Consider the following 18,244-nt stretch of genomic DNA (forward strand, 5'->3'; position numbering starts at 1 on the left):
GCGATTGCGTTCCATCGCGATTGCGCGGAGGGTGCGAGGTGTGTGGGCAGTCTCGCGCGTCAGCGTTTCAGTTCGGCGACGAAGTCGTAGTAGTCGTCGCGGCAATACGTTTCGGTCACTTCGATCGCGCGCTGGTCGGCGCCGTAGCCGATCCGCGTGATCACCAGCAGCGCCGAGCCCGGCTTCACCGCCATCCATTTCGCGATCGCGTGCGTCGCGTTCGCGGCGCGAAAGTGCTGCAACGCGCGCACGACGGTCATGCCGCGCGCCTCGAGGTATTCGTACAGCGACGCGCCGAGCGCCTGCGGATCGGGCACCACCGCGGCCGGCAGCGTCGAATGCTCGACCGCCATCACGATGCCGTCCGCGCGGCGCAGCCGCTCCAGCCGCGCGACCGTCGCGCCGGGCGCGAGGCCGAGATGCGTGAGCTCGTCGCGGCTCGCGGTGCGCAGCGTGCGCGCCAGCCACACCGAATCGGGCACGAAGCCGCGCTGCTGCATCTTCGCGGTGAAGCCGACGAGACGCGACAGCGGATCGGCGACGCGCGGCGTGATGAAGCTGCCCGCGCCGCGCGCCCGCTTGATCAGGCCCTGCTCGACCAGCAGCGCGAGCGCACGTCGCGCGGTGATCCGCGACACGCCGACCGACACCGAGAGCAGCCGTTCCGACGGCAGCGCCTCGCCGGCCCGCCACGCGCCGGCGTGAATCGCGCTCGCCAGGTTGCGGGCGAGCTGCAGATAGAGCGGCGTGTCGTCGAGGGGATCGGGCGCCAGTTCGGACCAGCCGGTTTCCATGTGCCTCCGGGTGTCGGACGACGATCTCGGACCGTCGAAAGTGAACGCATTATATAACCACCATAATACCAGTCAACGAACTGGTATTAGCGCTGCGGAAATCGCCGAAAGCCTTGCGCGGCAAGCGTTTTAGTGCCAGCAAAGCCTTTGTTTACAACGCAGTGCGGCATAGGGATTTACCCGAAGTGGTATGCAAAGGGACGGTTCAGGCGCCCGGTTCGGCGGGATTTCGGGTGCGAATATGAGACCGGAATAGAACCAATTTGGCCAACTGGTATGCACCTGCCGAGCAGGCCGGCGCGATGCAGGCGTCAGTGGAATTCGCGGCTCGACGTGCGCAGGCCGCCGAGCAGCGGCGTCAGATCCTCGAAATGCTGCGCGACGAGGTGCCGCACGTCGCTGACGACCTGCCACACGCCGGACGCCGCGAGCAGCCGCGAATCGAGCGTTTCGCGACGCTGCCGCGCGAGCAGTTCGGGCCGGACGATCACGTTCACGCAACCCGTTTCGTCTTCGAGCGTCATGAACATCACGCCCTTCGCGGTGCCCGGCATCTGCCGCGCGATCACGAGCCCGCATGCGCGTGCGAGCCGGCCGTCGAGGCGATCGCGCAGCTCGGCCGCGGACGACAGCCGCTGCGCGCGCAGCGCCGGCCGCAGCAGCGCGACCGGGTGGCGATTCAGCGTGAGGCCGGTGGTGTGATAGTCGGCGAGGATGTCGTCGGCTTCCGACGGTGCGCCGAGCGCGGGCTGCTCCACCTCGTCGATCGGCGCGGCGGCGAGCAGGTCGCGCTCAGGCGCCGCGGCGACGGCCTGCCACAGCGCATCGCGGCGATGGCCGGCGAGCGTCGCGAGCGCGTTCGCGGCGGCGAGCGCTTCGAGATCGCGCCGTTCGAGCTGCGCGCGCCGGGCGAGGCTGTCGACGTTGTCGAACGGGCCGGCGGCGCGGGCGGCTTCGATGCGGCGCGCAGCGGCTTCGCCAAGACCGCGCACGAGCGACAGGCCGAGCCGCACGGCCGGCTGGCCGTGTGGCGGCGGCTGATCGGGCAGCGCTTCGAGCGCGGCCTCCCAGTTGCTTTGCGTGACGTCGATCGGCAGCACCTTCACGCGATGACGCTTCGCGTCCTGCACGAGCTGCGACGGCGGGTAGAAGCCCATCGGCTGGCTGTTCAGCAGCGCGGCGAGGAAGATCGCCGGTTCGTGGCACTTGAGCCAGCTGCTCGCGTACGCGAGTTTCGCGAAACTGGCCGCATGGCTTTCGGGAAAACCGTATTCGCCGAAGCCCTTGATCTGCTCGAAGATCTGCTCGGCGAATTCGCGCGTGTAGTTGCGTTCGAGCATCCCGCTGATGATCTTGTCCTGATATTTCTCGAGATTGCCCTTGCGCTTCCATGCGGCCATCGCGCGACGCAAGTCGTCCGCTTCGCCAGGCGTAAAACCTGCGGCGACGATCGCGATCTGCATCACCTGTTCCTGGAAGATCGGCACACCCAGCGTGCGAATGAGCACTTCCTTGAGCGCGTCGCTCGGATACGTGACCTCACCCTCCTCTTCGCCGGCCACGATCCTGCGCCGCTGCAAATACGGATGCACCGCGCCGCCCTGAATCGGGCCGGGCCGCACGATCGACACCTGGACCACGAGATCGTAATAGTGGCGCGGCCGCAGCCGCGGCAGCATCGACATCTGCGCACGCGATTCGATCTGGAACACACCGACGGTATCGGCGCGGCAGATCATGTCGTAGGTTGCTTTGTCATCCTGCGGAATGTGTTTCAGCGTAAACGGTTCGCCGTCCGGCTCCGGCGGCCCGCGCCACGCGGTGCGCAGGTCGAACGCGCGATGCAGCGCCGACAGCATGCCGAGCGCGAGCACGTCGACCTTCATCAGCCCGAGCGCCTCGAGATCGTCCTTGTCCCACTGGATCACGCGCCGCCCGTCCATCGCCGCGTTCTCGACCGGCACGAGCCGCGTGAGCTTGCCGCGGCTGATCACGAAGCCGCCCGAATGCTGCGACAGGTGACGCGGGAAGTTGAGCAAGCGCCCCGCCAGTTCGGCCCATGTGCGAATCAGCGGCGTTTCGGGATCGAGCCCGGTCGACGCGAATTGCTGCAGCAGATCGCGGCTGCCGTCGAACCAGCGATGCCCCTTCGCGACCCGATCGACCAGCATCGGGTCGACGCCGAGCGCCTTGCCGGTTTCGCGCAGCACGCCGCGCGGACGATACGTCGAAACGGCGGCCGCGAGCGCGGCGCGGTCGTGCCCGTATTTTTTGTAGATGTGCTGGATCACTTCTTCCCGGCGCTGATGCTCGAAATCGACGTCGATGTCGGGCGGCTCGCCGCGTTCCGCGCTGATGAAGCGCTCGAACAGCATCGTGCTTTGCTCGGGATTCACTTCGGTGATGCCGAGGCAATAGCAGACCACCGAATTCGCGGCTGAGCCGCGGCCCTGGCACAGGATGTTCTGGCTGCGCGCGTATTTTACGATGTCGTAGACGGTCAGGAAGAACGGCTCGTATTTCAGCCGGGCGATCAGATCGAGTTCGTACCGGATCTGCTGCTCTACTTTTTCCGGGATGCCGTTCGGATAACGCCCGGCCGCTCCCGCGAAGGTTTCCTGTTCCAGATAGCGCGTCGGCGTGAGCCCCTTCGGCACGATCTCGTCGGGATACTCGTAGCGCAGCTTGCCGAGATCGACGTCGCATGCATCGAGAATCGCGCACGTCTCCGCCATCTCGTTCGGCGAAAACAGTTCTGCGATTCGCTTCCGCCAACGCAGATGCTGCTCCGCATTCGGCGCGAGCGCATAGCCGCATTCAGAAACCGGCATCCCGACGCGAATCGCCGTCATCACGTCCTGCAGCGGTTTGCAGGAGCGTTTATGCATCGTCACGTCGCCAAGCGCGACGATGCGCACGCCGCGCCGTTTGCCGGCCTCGCGAATCTCGTCGCGCTGCGCACCATCCAGCGCACGCTGCAACTGCACGAGCCCGAGCCGCGCACGCTCGCCGAAGGTCGCGCGGAACCATGCGACCTGCGCATCGAGCACGGCCGCCCGCACCGGATACGTCGGCACGAGAATCGCGAAGCAGTCGGGCATGCCGCGCAGATGGGCGAATTTCTCAGGCGGCCTCGACAACATTCGCGACGTCAGCCGGTAAGTTCCCTTCGGCGACTCCATCCGCCGCCACGAAATCAACTCGGACAGGTTGCCGTACCCTTCGCGGTTCTGCGCGAGCAACACGAGCCCGAACGCACCGGGGCCCGGATCCTGGCCGGGCGCGACTTCATCCGGCGTGACGTCGAAATACGAACCGATGACAAGCGGCAGCCCTTTCGCCTTCGCGGCGACATGCATGCGCGGCGCGCCGGCGAGCGAGCATTCGTCGGTGATCGCGATCCCGCGATAGCCGAGTTCCGCCGCACGCTCGACCAGTTCGTCCGCATGCGACGCGCCATGCAGGAACGAAAAGTTCGAGCGGCAGAACAACTCCGCGTAATCGGGCAGCAAACTGAATTCCGCAGCCATCTCCGCTCACCCGAACAAACCGTGCAGGAACCAGCGCGGGGCAGCCTGACTGCTCGTCCGCTCCATGAATACCCAGTAGCACGCGCCCTCTTCGTCCTGCGCGACGTGGTAATCGCGTGCGATCAACTGTCCGTCGAACCACCCGGCCTCGATCCGCTCGGCCGACGACATCATCCGGAGTGGCGTATGAAATACCGGCCGCTCGCCGCGCATCAGAAGCGGCAGCGGTTCGGCGAGCAGCCACGCGGGACGCGGCGGCGCGGCGGGCGGACCGGCAACAGGCTTGCCCGCTTGCGCATCGAGCGGCAACCAGCGGTTCGCGACCTCGGGACGATGATCGGCGACAGGCGCCGCGCGCAATACGTTGTCCGTGCCGAGCCGCGCGACCAGCAGCTCGAGCAACCGCTCGCGGGTTTCCCGCGTACCGCCCGGCTCGGGAAAAAGATCGTCGGCCGGCGGCGCGACCGGTTCGACGCGCGTGGCCTTCAGCCGCACCGCGATCACCGCGGCCGGCAGCTCGACGCGCGCGAGCCGCTCACCGAGCAGCCGCATGAAATGCGCTTCGTCGCGCACGGGCGCCGCGAACGCGAGTTCGAGCGGGGTCGGCGGCACGGCCTGGCGGCCGCGCTCGTGCTCGAGCTCGAACGTCATCGCGGCCAGCGACAGTTGCCGCGCGGCCAGCCAGCCGCACAGCTGCACGACGAGCCGCCGTGCGGCGAACAGCACGGCTTCCGCGTAGTCGACGCGCTCCGGCAATTCGAGCCGCACGTCGAACACGGGCGGCACCGCCATCCACGCGAGCGGCTCGACCGCTTCGCCGTACGCCCGATCGAGCGCGGCCAGCAGCGCGGGACCGCAACGCCGCTGCAGCCCCGCGCGCGGCAGGCGGCGCAGATCGGCAAGCGTGCGACAGCCGAGGCCGTCGAACCAGCCCGCATACGGACGCGCGTCGGGCAGCAGCACGCAGGGCAGCCGGTCGAGCGTGCGGACGAGCGACGCGTGACGCGCGACGCGGCGCCGCATGCGCGAGCGCGCCGACGTGCGCGCGAGCAGCCACGCGCCGCGCCCGGTCGGCGCGGCGGACAGGCGCGCCGCATAGCCGAGCGCCGCGAGCGTCGCGCGCACCTGGCGGCACAGCGACGGCAGCCCGCCGAACAGGCGCAGGCTCGGGCCGACGTCGACGATCAGCGTGGCTTCGTCGTCGAGCGCGACGCACGGCGAGAAGCGCAGCAGCGCGAGCGCGACCGCGCGCAGCGCATCGGCTTCGCGGGCGGGATCGCGTTCGACGAGCTGCGTCGCGGGCGCGAGCGTCAGCACGCCGCCGCGCTTCATGCCCGCGCGCACGCCCTGTCGGCGCGCGGCCGCATCGGCGATCAGCACGACACCCTGCTCGAGCACCGCGCAGCCTGCGTCGCCGGCCTCGCCGGCCGCTGCGTCAGACGGCGGCGGGGCGCACACGTCGAGCGGCAGGCGCGGCAGATGGATGCCGAGCAAGACGCGCATAGCGGCTCTCCACGATGGGCGACGGCAAATCGAGCACGAGCGGCTCGCTGCGCGCGGGCCCGCGACGCTTGACGATGTCGAGCGACACGCCGCCCGGCACCGGATGCAGCGCGACGCGCAGCACGGCCGGCGACGGCTGCCGCGCGGCCGACAGCGGGCGCAGCATCACGAACAGCGTGTCGCCGGTGCGCGCGGCCGCGAGATGCAGGCGCCGCAGCGCATCGGGCCGCGCGTCCTGCCAGAGCAGCAGCGCGCCGCAACAGCCGGTCTTGAGCGCCTGCTCGGCGGCCCACAGCGCATCGGTGCGGCTACCGGCGCGCAACCACAGCAGCGCGTCGGCCGGCACGCCGAGGCTGGCGAGCGCGGTGGCATGCGGCGACTGCGGCGGCGCGACGAGCGCGAGCGGCCGCCGCGCGCTGACGGCGCGGGCGAGCGCGGGTGCGAGCAGCCGCATCTCGCCGCAGCCCGGCTGCGCGGCCAGCAGTTCGACGAGGCCGCCGACCGGCCAGCCGCCGCCCGGCAGCTCGGCCGACAGCGGCGCGAAGCCGGTCTCGATCGTGCGCGGACCGCCGCGCGCGAGCTGCGAGCCGCGCCACAGCGACGGATGAAGGGACTCGGGAGAAATGGAGGATGCGAGCATGATGCCACCCACAACTGTATGGATATACAGTATATGGCAATGCGTCCGCGCCGCACAGCAGCGGTGTAAAACCGGTTTTCGTCGGAAGAAATCGGGGAGAAGCCGGCGCGCCCGTCATGCCACGGCGCGCCGGCCCGCAACGCGTCAGCCGCGTCGACCACTTTACGTTATGCTGTCCGCCGACCCGACCCACACCATCGGAGGGGACTTGAAACGAACGATTCGTGCGATCGCATGGGTGGCCGTCGCGCTGGCGCTGCCGGGAGCAGCCTTCGCGCTGACCGACGGCAGCGCGCAATACGACGACTGCATGCTCAATGCGCTGCGCGAGAGCCGCAATGGCGCCGCCGCGCAGCTGATCCAGCGCTCATGCGATGCGCTGTACCGCAACAACGCGATGCTGCTGCCGCGCGAACGGCGCTTTCACGAGTGCGTGGTGCAGTCGCTGCCGGGCGTGCGCGACAACTATGCGATCCAGCAGATCATGTCGATCTGCTCGCGGCGTGGGGAGATGTGAGCGCGCGCTGAACGCCACGCTGTCGGCCCTCCTTTACGCGCACCGATATGAAAAAGGGGCTGCGCGATGTTTGCAGCAACGCCGGACAGCGCCCCCCGTCAGGTCGTAGACAAACTCGGTGAGCGGTCAGTCGTAGAGCCAGCGCCCCGCTTTTGCCGATGCGATCAGCATTCGAACATTCAGATCCGGAACACGATGGATCACTTTTTTCTTAAACGGATTGATCAAGTCAAGAAACGAAGAATCGTCTTCCGGATAATATTTTTTAATATCGAACCCACTTATATCAACATTAAATTTCGCCGAATACTCCCGCATCAGATCCTCGACCTCACAATCATCAAAACGCAAGTCCAGATCCAAATCGGTACTTTCCGTTATCTCATCGGCCATGAATGATATAGAGAATCCGGACTTTTTCCTTACAAACTCAATCACCCTTTTTTCAAGATCTACCATAACCTATCCCCCTCCCTTGCAACTCTATTGTAGTGAGCCACCGTCTTGCCGGCAATAATAGAAATATCCCTTGCAAGAATCACCCAACCAAGCACGGGGATCGTTCTTCCTACGAAGGTTCCGATGTTTCTAACCAGCCTGATTTTCAAATTTCGCACCGGTCCGCCTACCAGTGTTGGCAATTTCCAACCAAACGGGAATTGAGCCTTTTGAAAAACCCTTCTTGAGTATTTGCTTGCAAGCGAAGTCCCCTGTATCGCGTCGATCGGCTTTGCCCTGGTCGGCAAATTACTTCTACCCAGCAAGATCATACCAACCGACACGGCATCATCGACGCCCAACTGATTCATCGTTTCGTCAACCATGATCCAGAAGAACAATTCTCCCGCAGTCAGATTGACCATCCCATAGTAATGGTAAGCCGCACTCAATTTCTCGACAGCACTCATTCAGCGTCCTCGTTCGTAATTTTTAAAAATGTTTTTTAGTCTAACGAAGACGTACGGTTACCGTGCCGACAAGCCCGGCCGATCTGTTGACCGATCGCACCGCAACGACGGTGGAATCTCACGCGGAATAAATCGTCATTCTGCTCGACGCGAGCAATGACGGGCGCAACGGGACGCCGGAGAGAGAAAGTGCATAGCGATTCCGAATTCGAGCGGTCTCGCACATGTTTCATACCAACGTGTCGAACCGTTACCAAACGGCTTTATCCATGAACGTCAATGCAATTGCGGCGTGTAATCTTCACGCTACTCCTGCATCTCGAAAGCATTCCGCTCGCACACGAAAAAAAGGCCTGCACACGTGCAGGCCTTCGTTCGATCAACCGATCGCGCTCAGAACGACGCGACCATCGAGCCCTTGAACTGCTTCTTGATGAATTCCTTCACTTCCGTCGACTGGTACGCCTTCACCAGCTTCTTCACCCACGGCTGATCCTTGTCCTTCGCACGCACGGCGATCAGGTTCGCGTACGGGCTCGTCAGCGCTTCGAGCGCGATCGCGTCCTTGGTCGGCTGCAGGTTCGCGGCCAGCGCGTAGTTCGTGTTGATCACGGCCGCGTCGACGTCCGACAGCACGCGCGGCAGTTGCGCGGCGTCGAGTTCGGAGATCTTCAGCTTCTTCGGGTTCTCGGCGATGTCGAGCACCGTCGCGTTGTTGCCGCCCGTGCCGGCGCCGGCCTTCAGCTTGATCACGCCTTGCGTCTGCAACAGCAGCAGCGCACGGTTCTCGTTCGACGGATCGTTCGGCACCGCGAGCTTCGCGCCCTGCGGCAGATCCTTCAGCGACTTGAACTTCTTCGAATACACGCCGATCGGCGAAATGTAGGTCAGACCCGCGCTGACGATCTTGTAGCCGCGCTGCTTCACCTGGCTGTCGAGGTAGGGCTGATGCTGGAAGCTGTTCGCGTCGAGGTCGCCCGAATCGAGCGCCGCGTTCGGCTGCACGTAGTCGTTGAACTCGATGACCTTCACGTTCAGGCCTTCCTTCTCCTTCGCGACCTTCTGCACGACTTGCCACACTTGCGCATCCGGGCCGGCGACCGTACCGACCTTGATCACCTTGTCTTCGGCATGCGCGCCTGCCGACAGCGTCAGCGCGGCGCCGGTGGCCAGCACGGAAAATACCTTCAGGAGACTGCGACGCTTCATCTGTTTCTCGCTTTCTTGCTTACTTGAAATGGGGCGCGATACGGGTATGCCCGGACTCGCAGGAAGGGGCAAATGGTGTCACAGGATCGGCGGGAAGTGAAATACATCCCGCTCATATGGGTATGCACCAGCGCAGTGCCGGCGGCCGATGCCCGATTCGGCCGTTAGTTGCACTTTTTCGTCGATGCATCGGCTCATCAGCCCATCGGCCGACACCCGTCACGCCGCCACCACCTCGTCAACCGCCTCCGCGCCGCCGAATGCCGGTTCGGCCGCCCTGCCGCCGGCCTCGCGCGCCGACGGGCCGCCGGTATTGCCGACCCGGAACGAACCGACCGCATCGCGCAGCCGCGCGGCCTGTTCCTGCAGCGACGCGGCCGCCGCCGCCGCTTCCTCGACCAGCGCCGCGTTCTGCTGCGTCACCTGGTCCATCTGCGTGACGGCGCGCCCGACCTGCGTGATGCCGCTCGCCTGCTCCTCGGACGCGGCCGCGATCTCGCCCATGATGTCGGTCACGCGCGCGACCGCCTGCAGGATCTCGCCCATCGTCGTGCCGGCCTGGCCGACCAGCGTCGAGCCGTTGCGCACGCGCTCGACCGAATCGACGATCAGCGCGCGGATCTCCTTCGCGGCCGTCGCGCTGCGCTGCGCGAGCGAACGCACCTCGCCCGCGACCACCGCGAAGCCGCGGCCCTGCTCGCCCGCGCGCGCGGCCTCGACTGCCGCGTTCAGCGCGAGGATGTTGGTCTGGAACGCGATGCCCTCGATCACGCCGATGATGTCGGCGATCTTGCGCGAGCTGTCGTCGATCTCGCCCATCGTGCCGATCACGCGGTTCACGACGTCGCTGCCGGTGCGCGCGATGTCCGACGCGTTGTTCGCGAGCCCGCTCGCCTGCCGCGCGTTGTCCGCGTTCTGCTTCACCGTCGCGGTCAGTTGCTCCATGCTCGCGGCCGTTTCCTCGAGCGATGCGGCCTGCTCCTCGGTGCGCTGCGACAGGTCGTCGTTGCCGGCCGAGATCTGGCGGCTCGCCGACGCGATCGCTTCGGCCGACTGGCGAATCCCGCCGATCGTCGCCTGCAGCCGCGCCTGCATGTCGTGCATCGCGGCCATCATGCTCGTGCGGTCGCCGGCGCGCACCGGCACCGGCTGCGTGAGGTCGCCCTGCGCGATGCGCGTCGCGAGCGCGGCCGCTTCGTCCGGCTCGCCGCCGAGGCTGCCGCGCACGTTGCGGATGATCACCAGCATCGCCGCGCTGATCACGAAGCCGATCACGAACACCACGGCCAGATGGCCGAGCAGCGTCCGGTAATAGACGGTGTCGATGTCCTTCAGGAACACGCCGCTCGAAATGTTCCAGTCCCATGGCGCGAACCGCGTGACGTAGCTGATCTTCGGCACGGCCGTCTCGCTGTGCGGCAGCCGCCCGCGATATTCGGCGAACCCGCTGCCGGTCGCCTTCGCCGCGTTCAGGATCGTCACGAACAGCGGCTTGCCGTCCGGATCGAGATAGTCGCCGACCTGCGTGTCGACGAGCTTCGGCAGCGTCGGGTGCATCAGCACGACCGGCTTCGAATCCATCACGAACACATAGCCCGAATCGCCGTAGCGCATCGCGGCGAGGCGCGCGAGCGCGTCGCGCTTCGCGTCGGCCTCGGGCATCGTGCCGCTCTGCGCGAGCGCGTGATAGGCCTTCACGATGCCCGCCGCCGAGTCGACGAGATTCGCGATGCCGGCCTTGCGTTCGGCGAGCATCGTCGCGCGCGTCTCGTAGGCGCTCCATGCGCCGACGCCCAGAAGACCGATCCATACCAGCGCAAGCGCGAGCCACAGCTTGCGGTTCAAACTCATTCTGCTCATCTGCGTGCCTCTGTCGATGTCGATGCATCCGGCGCGCGAACGGCCTGCCGCGCGCAAACGGTTGCTCTTTCATTTACGGCACCGAGGCTTACATCTTGAATACGCGCCGGCGCGGCGAACCGGCGATCGACAGGCACGCCGTCCGTCACGCGCCGGCGCCGGCGCGACAGCCCGCGTCCGCTGTGCTAAAAAGACCGGCGGCCGGCGCGCAAAGCGCCGGCATCATTCCAGGGCCATCCATGTACGTCATCGACATCCACTACACCGCGTCGCTCGAGCGCATCGACGACGCGCTCGAACGCCACCGCGCGTATCTGCAGCCGCAGTTCGACAAGGGCATCTTCATCGCGGCGGGGCCGAAGGTGCCGCGCTCAGGCGGCATGATCCTCGCGGCCCGCATCGATCGCGACGAACTCGACGCGATCCTCGAAACCGACCCGTTCGTCACCGAGGGGCTCGCCACCTATCGCGTGACGGAATTCCGGATCACGCGCGCCGCGTCCGGCTTCAACGTGCCGGCGCTGCCGTAACGCGGCTTCGGCGCAATACGCGCACATGCCGACGCGCCGCCCGGCGGGCAGCGCATGCGCACGACGAAGCGAGCGGGAAAACGTGACGGCGCGAAACGGCCGTCACGCGAAACGCCGGGCCGCGCGCCCGGCGGCTGCCGGTCAGTCGACCAGCAGCTTCAGGTCGTGGACCCACGGCGCCGGGCCCTGGCCGTCACGCACGAACAGGCGCAGCTTGCCGTCGCGGTCGAACACGTAGCTCGCGGCCGTATGGTCCATCGTGTAGCTGCCGGGCGTCTTGCCGGGCACCTTCGCGTAGTACACGCGGAAATCCTTCGTGACCTTCTTCAGCGCCGCTTCGTCGGCCGGCCGCAGGCCGATGAACGACGGATCGAACGCGGGCACGTACTGGCCGAGCAGCGCCGGCGTGTCGCGTTCCGGATCGACGGTCACGAACAGCACCTGCACGCGCTTCGCGGCATCGGGCCCGAGCTGCTTCAGCGCTTCGGACAGCTCGGCCATCGTGGTCGGGCACACGTCCGGGCAGTGCGTATAGCCGAAGAACATCACGACGGCTTTGCCCTTGAAGTCGGCGAGCGTGCGGACCTTGCCGGTCGTATCGGGCAGCGAGAAGTCGCTGCCGAACTGCGTGTTGCCGGTGATGTCGAGATTCTGGAATTTCGGCGCGTTGTCGCATCCGGCGAGCAGCAGCGCTGCCGTGAATGCGCACGCGAGCATCCAGCCTTGGCGCGCGCGGCGCCCGAACCGTGATGGGAGCATTGCGTTCAAACCGTGCGGTTACACGCCGAGCAGCGGGCGTGCATAGTGATCGACGAGCAGCGCGACAAACAGCAGCGACAGATAGACGATCGAGTAGCGGAAGGCCTTGCGGGCGAGTGCGTCCGAATAGTCGCGATGGATCTTCCACGCATACGCGAGGAAGACCGCGCCGAGCAGCACCGCGCTCGTCAGGTAGACGGCCCCGCTCATCCCGGAAATGAACGGCATCATCGTGACCGCGAACAGGATCACCGTATACAGCAGGATGTGCAGCCGCGTGAACTTCTCGCCGTGCGTGACGGGCAGCATCGGCAGCCCGGCATTCTCGTAATCCTTGCGGCGATAGAGCGCGAGCACCCAGAAATGCGGCGGCGTCCACACGAAGATGATCAGCACGAGGATCCACGCGTCGCCCGGCACCGCGCCGGTGACGGCCGCCCAGCCGAGCGCCGGCGGCATCGCGCCCGACGCGCCGCCGATCACGATGTTCTGCGGCGTCATCGGCTTGAGCAGCAGCGTGTAGACCACCGCGTAGCCGACGAACGTCGCGATCGTCAGCCACATCGTCAGCGGATTCGTGAACGTGTAGAGCGTCCATGCGCCGACGCTGCCGAGCACCGCCGAGAACAGCAGGATCTGCGGCGTCGTGATCTCGCCGCGCGCGGACGGACGCCACGCGGTGCGGCGCATCATCGCGTCGATCTTCTGTTCGACAAGGCAGTTGATCGCGAACGCGGCGCCGGCCAGCAGCCAGATGCCGACGGTGCCGCCGATCAGCACGTGCCACGGCACCATGCCCGGCGTCGCGAGGAACATGCCGATCACCGCGCAGAACACCGCGAGCTGCGTGACACGCGGCTTCGTCAGCGCCATGTACTGGGAAAAGCGGCTACCGGGCGATTGGGAGAGGGTGCTTTGCATGGGGACGGTCACGCCGGGGCGACGTCGCGCGCAGGCTGCGCGACACGGCCGGGGCGGCTTGAAAGGATGCGAAAGTTTAACATGACGACGAGCAGCAGCAGGATCGCGGCCCCGCCGTTGTGCGCGACGGCGACGGGCAGCGGCCACTGCAGCACGATGTTGGTCAGGCCCGTCACGAACTGCAGCAGCACGACCAGCAGCACGCCGTTCGCGGGCCGCCGCAGCGATTCGAAGCGGCGCATCTTCAGCGCGAACGCGACCAGATAAGCGACCACGACGAACGCGAACGTGCGGTGCGTCCAGTGGATCGCGACCAGCGCGTCCTGCGTGATCGCGTCGCCGTCCTTCGTCATCCCGAGCGCGCGCCACAGGTGGAAGCCGTGCTGGAAGTCCATCGGCGGAATCCACTGGCCGTTGCAGGTCGGGAAGTCGGTGCACGCGAGCACCGCGTAGTTGGTGCTCACCCAGCCGCCGAGCGCGATCTGCACGACCAGCAGCACGAGCGCCGCGAGCGCGGCCGCGCGGTAGCGGCCGGCCTCCGGGTCATGCGACGGCAGCGGCGTCTGCCGCGCCGCGAGCCAGCCGAGCGTGCCGAGCAGCGTGAGGCCGAGCAGCAGGTGGATCGTGACGATCACCGGTTGCAGCTTCATCGTGACCGTCCATGCGCCGAACGCACCCTGCACGAGTATCAGCAGCAGCAGGCTCGTCGGCCACCACGGCGACACGTGCAGCGGGCGGCGGCGCAGCCGCGCGGCCCACGCGATCGCCACCTGCGCGATGATCAGCACGCCGATCGCCATCGCGAAATAGCGGTGGATCATCTCGATCCACGCCTTCGTCATGCTGACGGGCCCGGTCGGCATCGCCTGGTGCGCGGCCGTGATCGCGGCGTGCGCGATGAACGGCGACGACGTGCCGTAGCAGCCGGGCCAGTCGGGGCAGCCGAGCCCCGAATCGGTCAGCCGCGTGAAGCCGCCGAACATCACGAGATCGAGCGTCAGGAACGTGGTGATCCACACGAGCTTGCGGAACTTGTCGTCGTCGGCCTTCACCCACACGTACGACAGCGGCAGCAGCGCGATGCACGCGCCGATCAGGCCGAGTTGCAGTAGATACGACATCGGAATGGTGCCTCGTTCTCTCGCCTTAACCGATGCTCGACCACTTCAGCAGCTTCGTCACGTCCGACTTGATCTTGCTGGGATTCGGGTCTTTCGGGAAACGCATCATCAGGTTGCCGTTCGGGTCGACCATGTAGATGTGGTCGCTGTCCTTCGTGCCGGCATCGGCCGGCAGCCACGCGGCCACCGCGGCCGGATCGGCGACGAGCCGGCGCGTGTCCGGATACGCGTCCAGCACCTTCTGCGGCGTCGCGCCCGCATCGCTGCGCAGCCACACCATCGTGATCCGGTGCCGCTCGCCCGCCTGCGTGACGCGGATCTGGCGCATGAAATAGAGCTTCTGCGCACACGCGTCGTCGCACGCGCTGCGGTCGGTCATCACGAACAGCCAGACCCCGCGCAGCGACGACAGCGGCACCGTCTTGCCGGTTTCGTCGGTGACCTGCAGATCCGCCGGGATCGGGCGCTGCGGCTCGATCAGCGTGCCGTAGTTCGTCGATCCGCCCTTCGGCTTGATTACGTAATAGGTGAAGTACGACGCGATCATCGGCGCCGCGCACACGAGACCGAGCAGCACGAGCATCCAGCGGCCGCGCTTGCGGGCCGCAGGCGACATCGGCGCAGCGGCCGGACCCTGACGGGAAGATTGCATGGACAAATCAGACCTCTCGAAACGAACCCGCGGCGCCGGCGCCGCGTCCTGGCATGACGCTCACGCGCCGGCCGACTTCTTCGCCGCACGCCGCGCGGCGTACAGGCCGAAGCCGAGCGCGGCCGCCGCCATCGCCCACCACTGAAACATGTAACCGTAATTGCGCTCGACGCCGGTCGTCGCCGCCGGCCAGTCGCGCACGAGCTTGTCGCCGTCGTCGCTCGTCTGCTGGATCACGAACGGCTGCAGCGGCAGCCCGGTTTCCTTCGCATACGCGGCGACGTCGAGGTTCTGCCGGATCTTCTGGTGCGCGGCCGACCCGCCTTCGCCGAGCTCGAACGCCCGCGACGCATCCGCGCGCGCGATGCCGACGATCTCGACGTCGCCCGCCGGCGTCGCGAACGGCTCGATCGCCGTGCGATCGGCGATGTTGCGCGGCAGCCAGCCGCGGTTCACGAGCACGACGCCGCCGCCCGTGAGTTTAAACGGCATCACGACGTAAAAACCCGGCTGGTCGTTATACGGCCGATTGTCGAGAAACACCGCCTGCTCGGGCAGGAAACGGCCCTTTGCCCGTACGCGATGAAACTCGATCGACGCGAGCGGCACCGGCCGCGCGCCGAGCTCGACCGGCGCCGCCTGCTCGTAGCGCGCGATGCTCGCCTGCAGCGCTTCCTTCTGGTGCGCGCGGTCGCGCTGCCAGAAACCGAGCCGGATCGTGACGGCGACGACGACGAGGATCAACAGCGCAGGCAGCCAGCGAATCTTCATCGGGCGGCCCGCCCGGCGCGTTCGCGAAAGCGAAGTGCGATAATTATCCTCTTCCTTTCGAATTGCCGTCGTCCGGTTCGCGTCATGCACATACTCGTTCCCATCGCCTTCGTCCTCATCATTGCCAGCATGGGCTCGGCGCTCTACTTCATGATGCACGACCGCGGCCATACGAAGCGCATGGTCTGGTCGCTCGCCACCCGCGTCGGGCTGTCGGTGTCGCTGTTCCTGCTCATCCTGTTCGCGAACTGGATGGGCTGGATCCATTCGACCGGTTTGCCGGTCGGACGTTGATGCCGTCGCCGCGCCGACCGCTGTGACAATTAGCCGCACGGCCGCGCCACCAAGTAAAAGCGCCGCCTGACTGAGTCGCGGCGGCGCCAGGGTGGTGTCGCGCGCAGCGTCGCCGCCGCGCCCGCGACACCAATGAAAACGGCCCGCGCATCGCTGCGCGGGCCGTTTTTCCATTTACAGCCAGTAGACGACGACGTACAGGCCGAGCCAGACGACGTCGACGAAGTGCCAGTACCACGCGGCGCCTTCGAATGCGAAGTGATGATCGGGCTTGAAGTGGCCGCGGATCATCCGCACCAGCACCACCGCGAGCATCGTGCCACCGAGGAACACGTGGAAGCCGTGGAAGCCGGTCAGCAGGAAGAACGTCGAACCGTACACGCCCGAGTTCAGCGTCAGGTTCAGTTCGTTGTATGCGTGGTAGTACTCGAAGCCCTGCAGGAACAGGAAGCAGACACCGAACACGAGCGTCGCGGCGAGCCACGCGATCGCCTTCTTGCGATGATCGTCGCGCAGCGCGTGGTGCGAGATCGTCAGCGTCACGCCCGACGACAGCAGGAACGCGGTGTTCAGCGTCGGGATCGGCCACGGGCCCATCGTCTTGAAGTGACCGGCGAGCGCGGCGGGGCCTTCGTTCGGCCACACGGCGGAGAAGTCCGGCCAGATCAGCTTGTAGTCGAGGCTGCCGAGCTGGTGCAGCGCGATTTCACGCGCATAGAACAGCGCGCCGAAGAATGCGCCGAAGAACATCACTTCCGAGAAGATGAACCAGCTCATGCTCCAGCGGTACGACTTGTCGACGTTCTTGCCGTATTGACCGCCTTCCGATTCGGCGATCGCGTCGCCGAACCAGTGATACAGCGTGAAGAGCAACCACAGCAGGCCGAGCAGCGCCGCATACGGCGCCCAGTCGTGACCGTTGATCCACAGCGCTGTCGACCCGAGCATGACCAGCAGGCCGATGGCCGCGCTGATCGGATGCTGCGACGGATGCGGCACGAAATAGTACGGGGTCTGGTTTTGACCGCTCATGCTTGATTCTCCACTTCAGTCCAATTTGTGTACCGGAAACCGCTCCGGCTTTATTTCTTGCGCGGCGAGACCGCCACCGCTCTTCCCTGCACGCCGCGCCGTGGCGCCGCGCACTGCATTCTTTCGAGGCCGCGGGCCGCTAGCCGCGCGCCTTCAGCCCACGACCGCACGCACGATCAGGATCAGCACGCCGATGAACACGCCGGCCGCGAGCAACGCGACGATCAGCACGTGCAGCGGATTGAGCTGCGTCGCATCGGCCTCCAGGTCGCGCCGCTTGCGCACCCCGAAGAACGACCACAGCACCGCTTTCAGCGCCTGACCGAACGTCCCGCTCCGCTTGGTTTCCGTCATCGCCCCGTCTCCTTCGTCATGCGTCCGGCTTCGCCGCACCCTGCGCCGCCGTACTGCGCTGCGCCGGCGCCGGCGTGGCCGGGGTATTCAGCTCGAAGAACGTGTACGACAACGTGATCGTCTTCACGTCCTTCGGCAATTTCGGGTCGATCACGAACACCACCGGCATCTTGCGCGACTCGTTCGCGGTCAGCGTCTGCTGCGTGAAGCAAAAGCATTCGATCTTCTTGAAGAACTCGGTCGCCTGCTTCGGCGCGTAGCTCGGAATCGCCTGCGCGACGACCGGCCGGCCCTGCCCGTTCGTCACGTCGTACACGATCGTCGTCAGTTCGCCCGGATGCACGTCGAGGCTGTTGTGCTCCGGCTTGAACCCGAGCGGCCCGCGTGCGTTCGCATCGAACTCGACCGACACCGTGCGGCTGGTGTCGACCTGCGAGTTCTTCACCTCGCGCTCGCTGACATCGCGCTGCACCAGGTTGTTGATGCCGGTGATCTGGCAAATCGCCCGATACATCGGGATCAGCGCGAAGCCGAAACCGAACATCAGCCCGGCCACGACGAAGAGCTTCACCAGCATCGAACGATTGAACGCGCGATCCACGGCGCCCGCTTCCGGCTCTTCCGGCTTCGACATACGACGACTTCCTCGCTACTGCGTCAGTTGCTGCATCAGTGGGTGGACAGCCACCACTGCTTGATCACGACACCCACGAAAAAAACGGCGGCGATGACGAGCAGGGTGAGGCCGAGCCGCTTGTTGCCCGCGCGAATCTGCTCGGGCGTTCGTCTTTCTGATGGATTCCGGGTCATCTGAAACTTCGCTGAAACTTCCGTTCCGCGCCCGCCGCG

General features: G+C 66.2%; 20 protein-coding genes. 3 read left to right on the top strand and 17 right to left on the bottom strand.

Going from position 1 to position 18,244, the window contains the following annotated elements; all coding sequences use genetic code 11:
• Positions 1–59 precede the first annotated feature (59 nt).
• From KR541_RS14700 to imuA, 4 genes are all read right to left on the bottom strand, one after another.
• Positions 60–794 carry a GntR family transcriptional regulator gene (locus KR541_RS14700; RefSeq protein WP_050014833.1) on the bottom strand — a complete coding sequence of 245 codons (735 nt, stop codon included), beginning with the start codon at positions 792–794 and terminating at the stop codon, positions 60–62.
• 311 nt (positions 795–1,105) lie between these two features.
• Positions 1,106–4,324, bottom strand: coding sequence for an error-prone DNA polymerase (locus KR541_RS14705; RefSeq protein ID WP_050014831.1), 3,219 nt, complete (start codon positions 4,322–4,324; stop codon positions 1,106–1,108).
• A gap of 6 nt (positions 4,325–4,330) precedes the next feature.
• A complete protein-coding gene (locus KR541_RS14710) occupies positions 4,331–5,827 on the bottom strand; it encodes a Y-family DNA polymerase (RefSeq protein ID WP_050014829.1) in 1,497 nt (498 codons plus the stop codon).
• Positions 5,760–6,467 (bottom strand): translesion DNA synthesis-associated protein ImuA, encoded by a 708-nt coding sequence (gene imuA, locus KR541_RS14715; protein ID WP_050014827.1) that lies wholly within the window; start codon positions 6,465–6,467, stop codon positions 5,760–5,762. The genes KR541_RS14710 and imuA overlap by 68 nt, the downstream gene beginning before the upstream one ends.
• A gap of 208 nt (positions 6,468–6,675) precedes the next feature.
• Here imuA and KR541_RS14720 point away from each other — a divergent pair, with 208 nt between their 5' ends.
• Positions 6,676–6,984, top strand: coding sequence for a VF_A0006 family four-cysteine protein (locus KR541_RS14720; protein WP_050014825.1), 309 nt, complete (start codon positions 6,676–6,678; stop codon positions 6,982–6,984).
• Between the two features lie 126 nt (positions 6,985–7,110).
• On the opposite strand, the gene KR541_RS14725 is transcribed toward KR541_RS14720, so the two are convergent.
• From KR541_RS14725 to KR541_RS14740, 4 genes are all read right to left on the bottom strand, one after another.
• On the bottom strand, positions 7,111–7,443 hold the full coding sequence (locus tag KR541_RS14725) for a DUF1493 family protein (RefSeq protein WP_063772900.1): 333 nt from the start codon (positions 7,441–7,443) through the stop codon (positions 7,111–7,113).
• Positions 7,437–7,892: an STM2901 family protein gene (locus KR541_RS14730; RefSeq protein ID WP_081083240.1), complete on the bottom strand. Its 456-nt coding sequence runs from the start codon at positions 7,890–7,892 to the stop codon at positions 7,437–7,439. Before KR541_RS14730 ends, KR541_RS14725 begins: the two co-directional genes overlap by 7 nt.
• 393 nt (positions 7,893–8,285) lie before the next feature.
• The gene (locus KR541_RS14735) at positions 8,286–9,101 is read right to left on the bottom strand and encodes a MetQ/NlpA family ABC transporter substrate-binding protein (protein WP_050014823.1); all 816 of its coding nucleotides are present in this window, start codon (positions 9,099–9,101) and stop codon (positions 8,286–8,288) included.
• Positions 9,102–9,320: 219 nt separating this feature from the next.
• Complete coding sequence (locus KR541_RS14740) at positions 9,321–10,961, bottom strand: methyl-accepting chemotaxis protein (RefSeq protein WP_050014921.1); 1,641 nt, start codon at positions 10,959–10,961, stop codon at positions 9,321–9,323.
• A 239-nt stretch (positions 10,962–11,200) separates the two neighbouring features.
• Between KR541_RS14740 and KR541_RS14745 the strand changes: the two genes are divergently transcribed.
• Entirely contained in the window at positions 11,201–11,491 is a 291-nt protein-coding gene (locus tag KR541_RS14745; protein ID WP_050014820.1) for a YciI family protein, read from the top strand.
• A gap of 141 nt (positions 11,492–11,632) precedes the next feature.
• Here the strand turns inward: KR541_RS14745 and KR541_RS14750 are convergent, their stop codons facing one another.
• The 5 genes from KR541_RS14750 to KR541_RS14770 are packed head-to-tail and all read right to left on the bottom strand — an operon-like array spanning position 11,633 to position 15,715.
• Positions 11,633–12,250: an SCO family protein gene (locus KR541_RS14750; RefSeq protein WP_050014818.1), complete on the bottom strand. Its 618-nt coding sequence runs from the start codon at positions 12,248–12,250 to the stop codon at positions 11,633–11,635.
• Between the two features lie 18 nt (positions 12,251–12,268).
• Positions 12,269–13,171, bottom strand: coding sequence for a heme o synthase (gene cyoE / locus KR541_RS14755; RefSeq protein WP_050014816.1), 903 nt, complete (start codon positions 13,169–13,171; stop codon positions 12,269–12,271).
• Between the two features lie 8 nt (positions 13,172–13,179).
• The gene (locus tag KR541_RS14760) at positions 13,180–14,292 is read right to left on the bottom strand and encodes a COX15/CtaA family protein (RefSeq protein WP_050014814.1); all 1,113 of its coding nucleotides are present in this window, start codon (positions 14,290–14,292) and stop codon (positions 13,180–13,182) included.
• A gap of 25 nt (positions 14,293–14,317) precedes the next feature.
• On the bottom strand, positions 14,318–14,944 hold the full coding sequence (locus KR541_RS14765; RefSeq protein WP_050014811.1) for an SCO family protein: 627 nt from the start codon (positions 14,942–14,944) through the stop codon (positions 14,318–14,320).
• 60 nt (positions 14,945–15,004) lie between these two features.
• Positions 15,005–15,715 carry an SURF1 family protein gene (locus tag KR541_RS14770; RefSeq protein ID WP_050014808.1) on the bottom strand — a complete coding sequence of 237 codons (711 nt, stop codon included), beginning with the start codon at positions 15,713–15,715 and terminating at the stop codon, positions 15,005–15,007.
• Positions 15,716–15,799: 84 nt separating this feature from the next.
• Here KR541_RS14770 and KR541_RS14775 point away from each other — a divergent pair, with 84 nt between their 5' ends.
• Positions 15,800–16,009 (top strand): twin transmembrane helix small protein, encoded by a 210-nt coding sequence (locus KR541_RS14775; RefSeq protein ID WP_050014806.1) that lies wholly within the window; start codon positions 15,800–15,802, stop codon positions 16,007–16,009.
• A gap of 174 nt (positions 16,010–16,183) precedes the next feature.
• On the opposite strand, the gene KR541_RS14780 is transcribed toward KR541_RS14775, so the two are convergent.
• The 4 genes from KR541_RS14780 to KR541_RS14795 all read right to left on the bottom strand — a co-directional run bounded on the left by KR541_RS14780 (position 16,184) and on the right by KR541_RS14795 (position 18,205).
• On the bottom strand, positions 16,184–17,041 hold the full coding sequence (locus KR541_RS14780) for a cytochrome c oxidase subunit 3 (RefSeq protein WP_050014804.1): 858 nt from the start codon (positions 17,039–17,041) through the stop codon (positions 16,184–16,186).
• 153 nt (positions 17,042–17,194) lie between these two features.
• Positions 17,195–17,395, bottom strand: a complete 201-nt coding sequence (locus KR541_RS14785) for a DUF2970 domain-containing protein (RefSeq protein ID WP_050014802.1) — start codon at positions 17,393–17,395, stop codon at positions 17,195–17,197.
• A gap of 16 nt (positions 17,396–17,411) precedes the next feature.
• Positions 17,412–18,029, bottom strand: coding sequence for a cytochrome c oxidase assembly protein (locus KR541_RS14790; protein WP_050014800.1), 618 nt, complete (start codon positions 18,027–18,029; stop codon positions 17,412–17,414).
• Positions 18,030–18,064: 35 nt separating this feature from the next.
• Positions 18,065–18,205 (bottom strand): cytochrome oxidase small assembly protein, encoded by a 141-nt coding sequence (locus tag KR541_RS14795; RefSeq protein WP_089435671.1) that lies wholly within the window; start codon positions 18,203–18,205, stop codon positions 18,065–18,067.
• Positions 18,206–18,244: the final 39 nt, after the last annotated feature.

It is taken from the genome of Burkholderia sola (genome assembly GCF_905400185.1).
In the GTDB taxonomy this organism is placed as follows: domain Bacteria; phylum Pseudomonadota; class Gammaproteobacteria; order Burkholderiales; family Burkholderiaceae; genus Burkholderia; species Burkholderia sola.

What these genes read in the sequence shown, in the direction of transcription:
- KR541_RS14700 (WP_050014833.1), bottom strand. Translation starts at nt 794, where the DNA reads ATGGAAACCGGCTGGTCCGAACTGGCGCCCGATCCCCTCGACGACACG.
- KR541_RS14705 (WP_050014831.1), bottom strand. Translation starts at nt 4,324, where the DNA reads ATGGCTGCGGAATTCAGTTTGCTGCCCGATTACGCGGAGTTGTTCTGC.
- KR541_RS14710 (WP_050014829.1), bottom strand. Translation starts at nt 5,827, where the DNA reads ATGCGCGTCTTGCTCGGCATCCATCTGCCGCGCCTGCCGCTCGACGTG.
- imuA (WP_050014827.1), bottom strand. Translation starts at nt 6,467, where the DNA reads ATGCTCGCATCCTCCATTTCTCCCGAGTCCCTTCATCCGTCGCTGTGG.
- KR541_RS14725 (WP_063772900.1), bottom strand. Translation starts at nt 7,443, where the DNA reads ATGGTAGATCTTGAAAAAAGGGTGATTGAGTTTGTAAGGAAAAAGTCC.
- KR541_RS14730 (WP_081083240.1), bottom strand. Translation starts at nt 7,892, where the DNA reads ATGAGTGCTGTCGAGAAATTGAGTGCGGCTTACCATTACTATGGGATG.
- KR541_RS14735 (WP_050014823.1), bottom strand. Translation starts at nt 9,101, where the DNA reads ATGAAGCGTCGCAGTCTCCTGAAGGTATTTTCCGTGCTGGCCACCGGC.
- KR541_RS14740 (WP_050014921.1), bottom strand. Translation starts at nt 10,961, where the DNA reads ATGAGCAGAATGAGTTTGAACCGCAAGCTGTGGCTCGCGCTTGCGCTG.
- KR541_RS14745 (WP_050014820.1), top strand. Translation starts at nt 11,201, where the DNA reads ATGTACGTCATCGACATCCACTACACCGCGTCGCTCGAGCGCATCGAC.
- KR541_RS14750 (WP_050014818.1), bottom strand. Translation starts at nt 12,250, where the DNA reads ATGCTCCCATCACGGTTCGGGCGCCGCGCGCGCCAAGGCTGGATGCTC.
- cyoE (WP_050014816.1), bottom strand. Translation starts at nt 13,171, where the DNA reads ATGCAAAGCACCCTCTCCCAATCGCCCGGTAGCCGCTTTTCCCAGTAC.
- KR541_RS14760 (WP_050014814.1), bottom strand. Translation starts at nt 14,292, where the DNA reads ATGTCGTATCTACTGCAACTCGGCCTGATCGGCGCGTGCATCGCGCTG.
- KR541_RS14765 (WP_050014811.1), bottom strand. Translation starts at nt 14,944, where the DNA reads ATGCAATCTTCCCGTCAGGGTCCGGCCGCTGCGCCGATGTCGCCTGCG.
- KR541_RS14770 (WP_050014808.1), bottom strand. Translation starts at nt 15,715, where the DNA reads ATGAAGATTCGCTGGCTGCCTGCGCTGTTGATCCTCGTCGTCGTCGCC.
- KR541_RS14775 (WP_050014806.1), top strand. Translation starts at nt 15,800, where the DNA reads ATGCACATACTCGTTCCCATCGCCTTCGTCCTCATCATTGCCAGCATG.
- KR541_RS14780 (WP_050014804.1), bottom strand. Translation starts at nt 17,041, where the DNA reads ATGAGCGGTCAAAACCAGACCCCGTACTATTTCGTGCCGCATCCGTCG.
- KR541_RS14785 (WP_050014802.1), bottom strand. Translation starts at nt 17,395, where the DNA reads ATGACGGAAACCAAGCGGAGCGGGACGTTCGGTCAGGCGCTGAAAGCG.
- KR541_RS14790 (WP_050014800.1), bottom strand. Translation starts at nt 18,029, where the DNA reads ATGTCGAAGCCGGAAGAGCCGGAAGCGGGCGCCGTGGATCGCGCGTTC.
- KR541_RS14795 (WP_089435671.1), bottom strand. Translation starts at nt 18,205, where the DNA reads ATGACCCGGAATCCATCAGAAAGACGAACGCCCGAGCAGATTCGCGCG.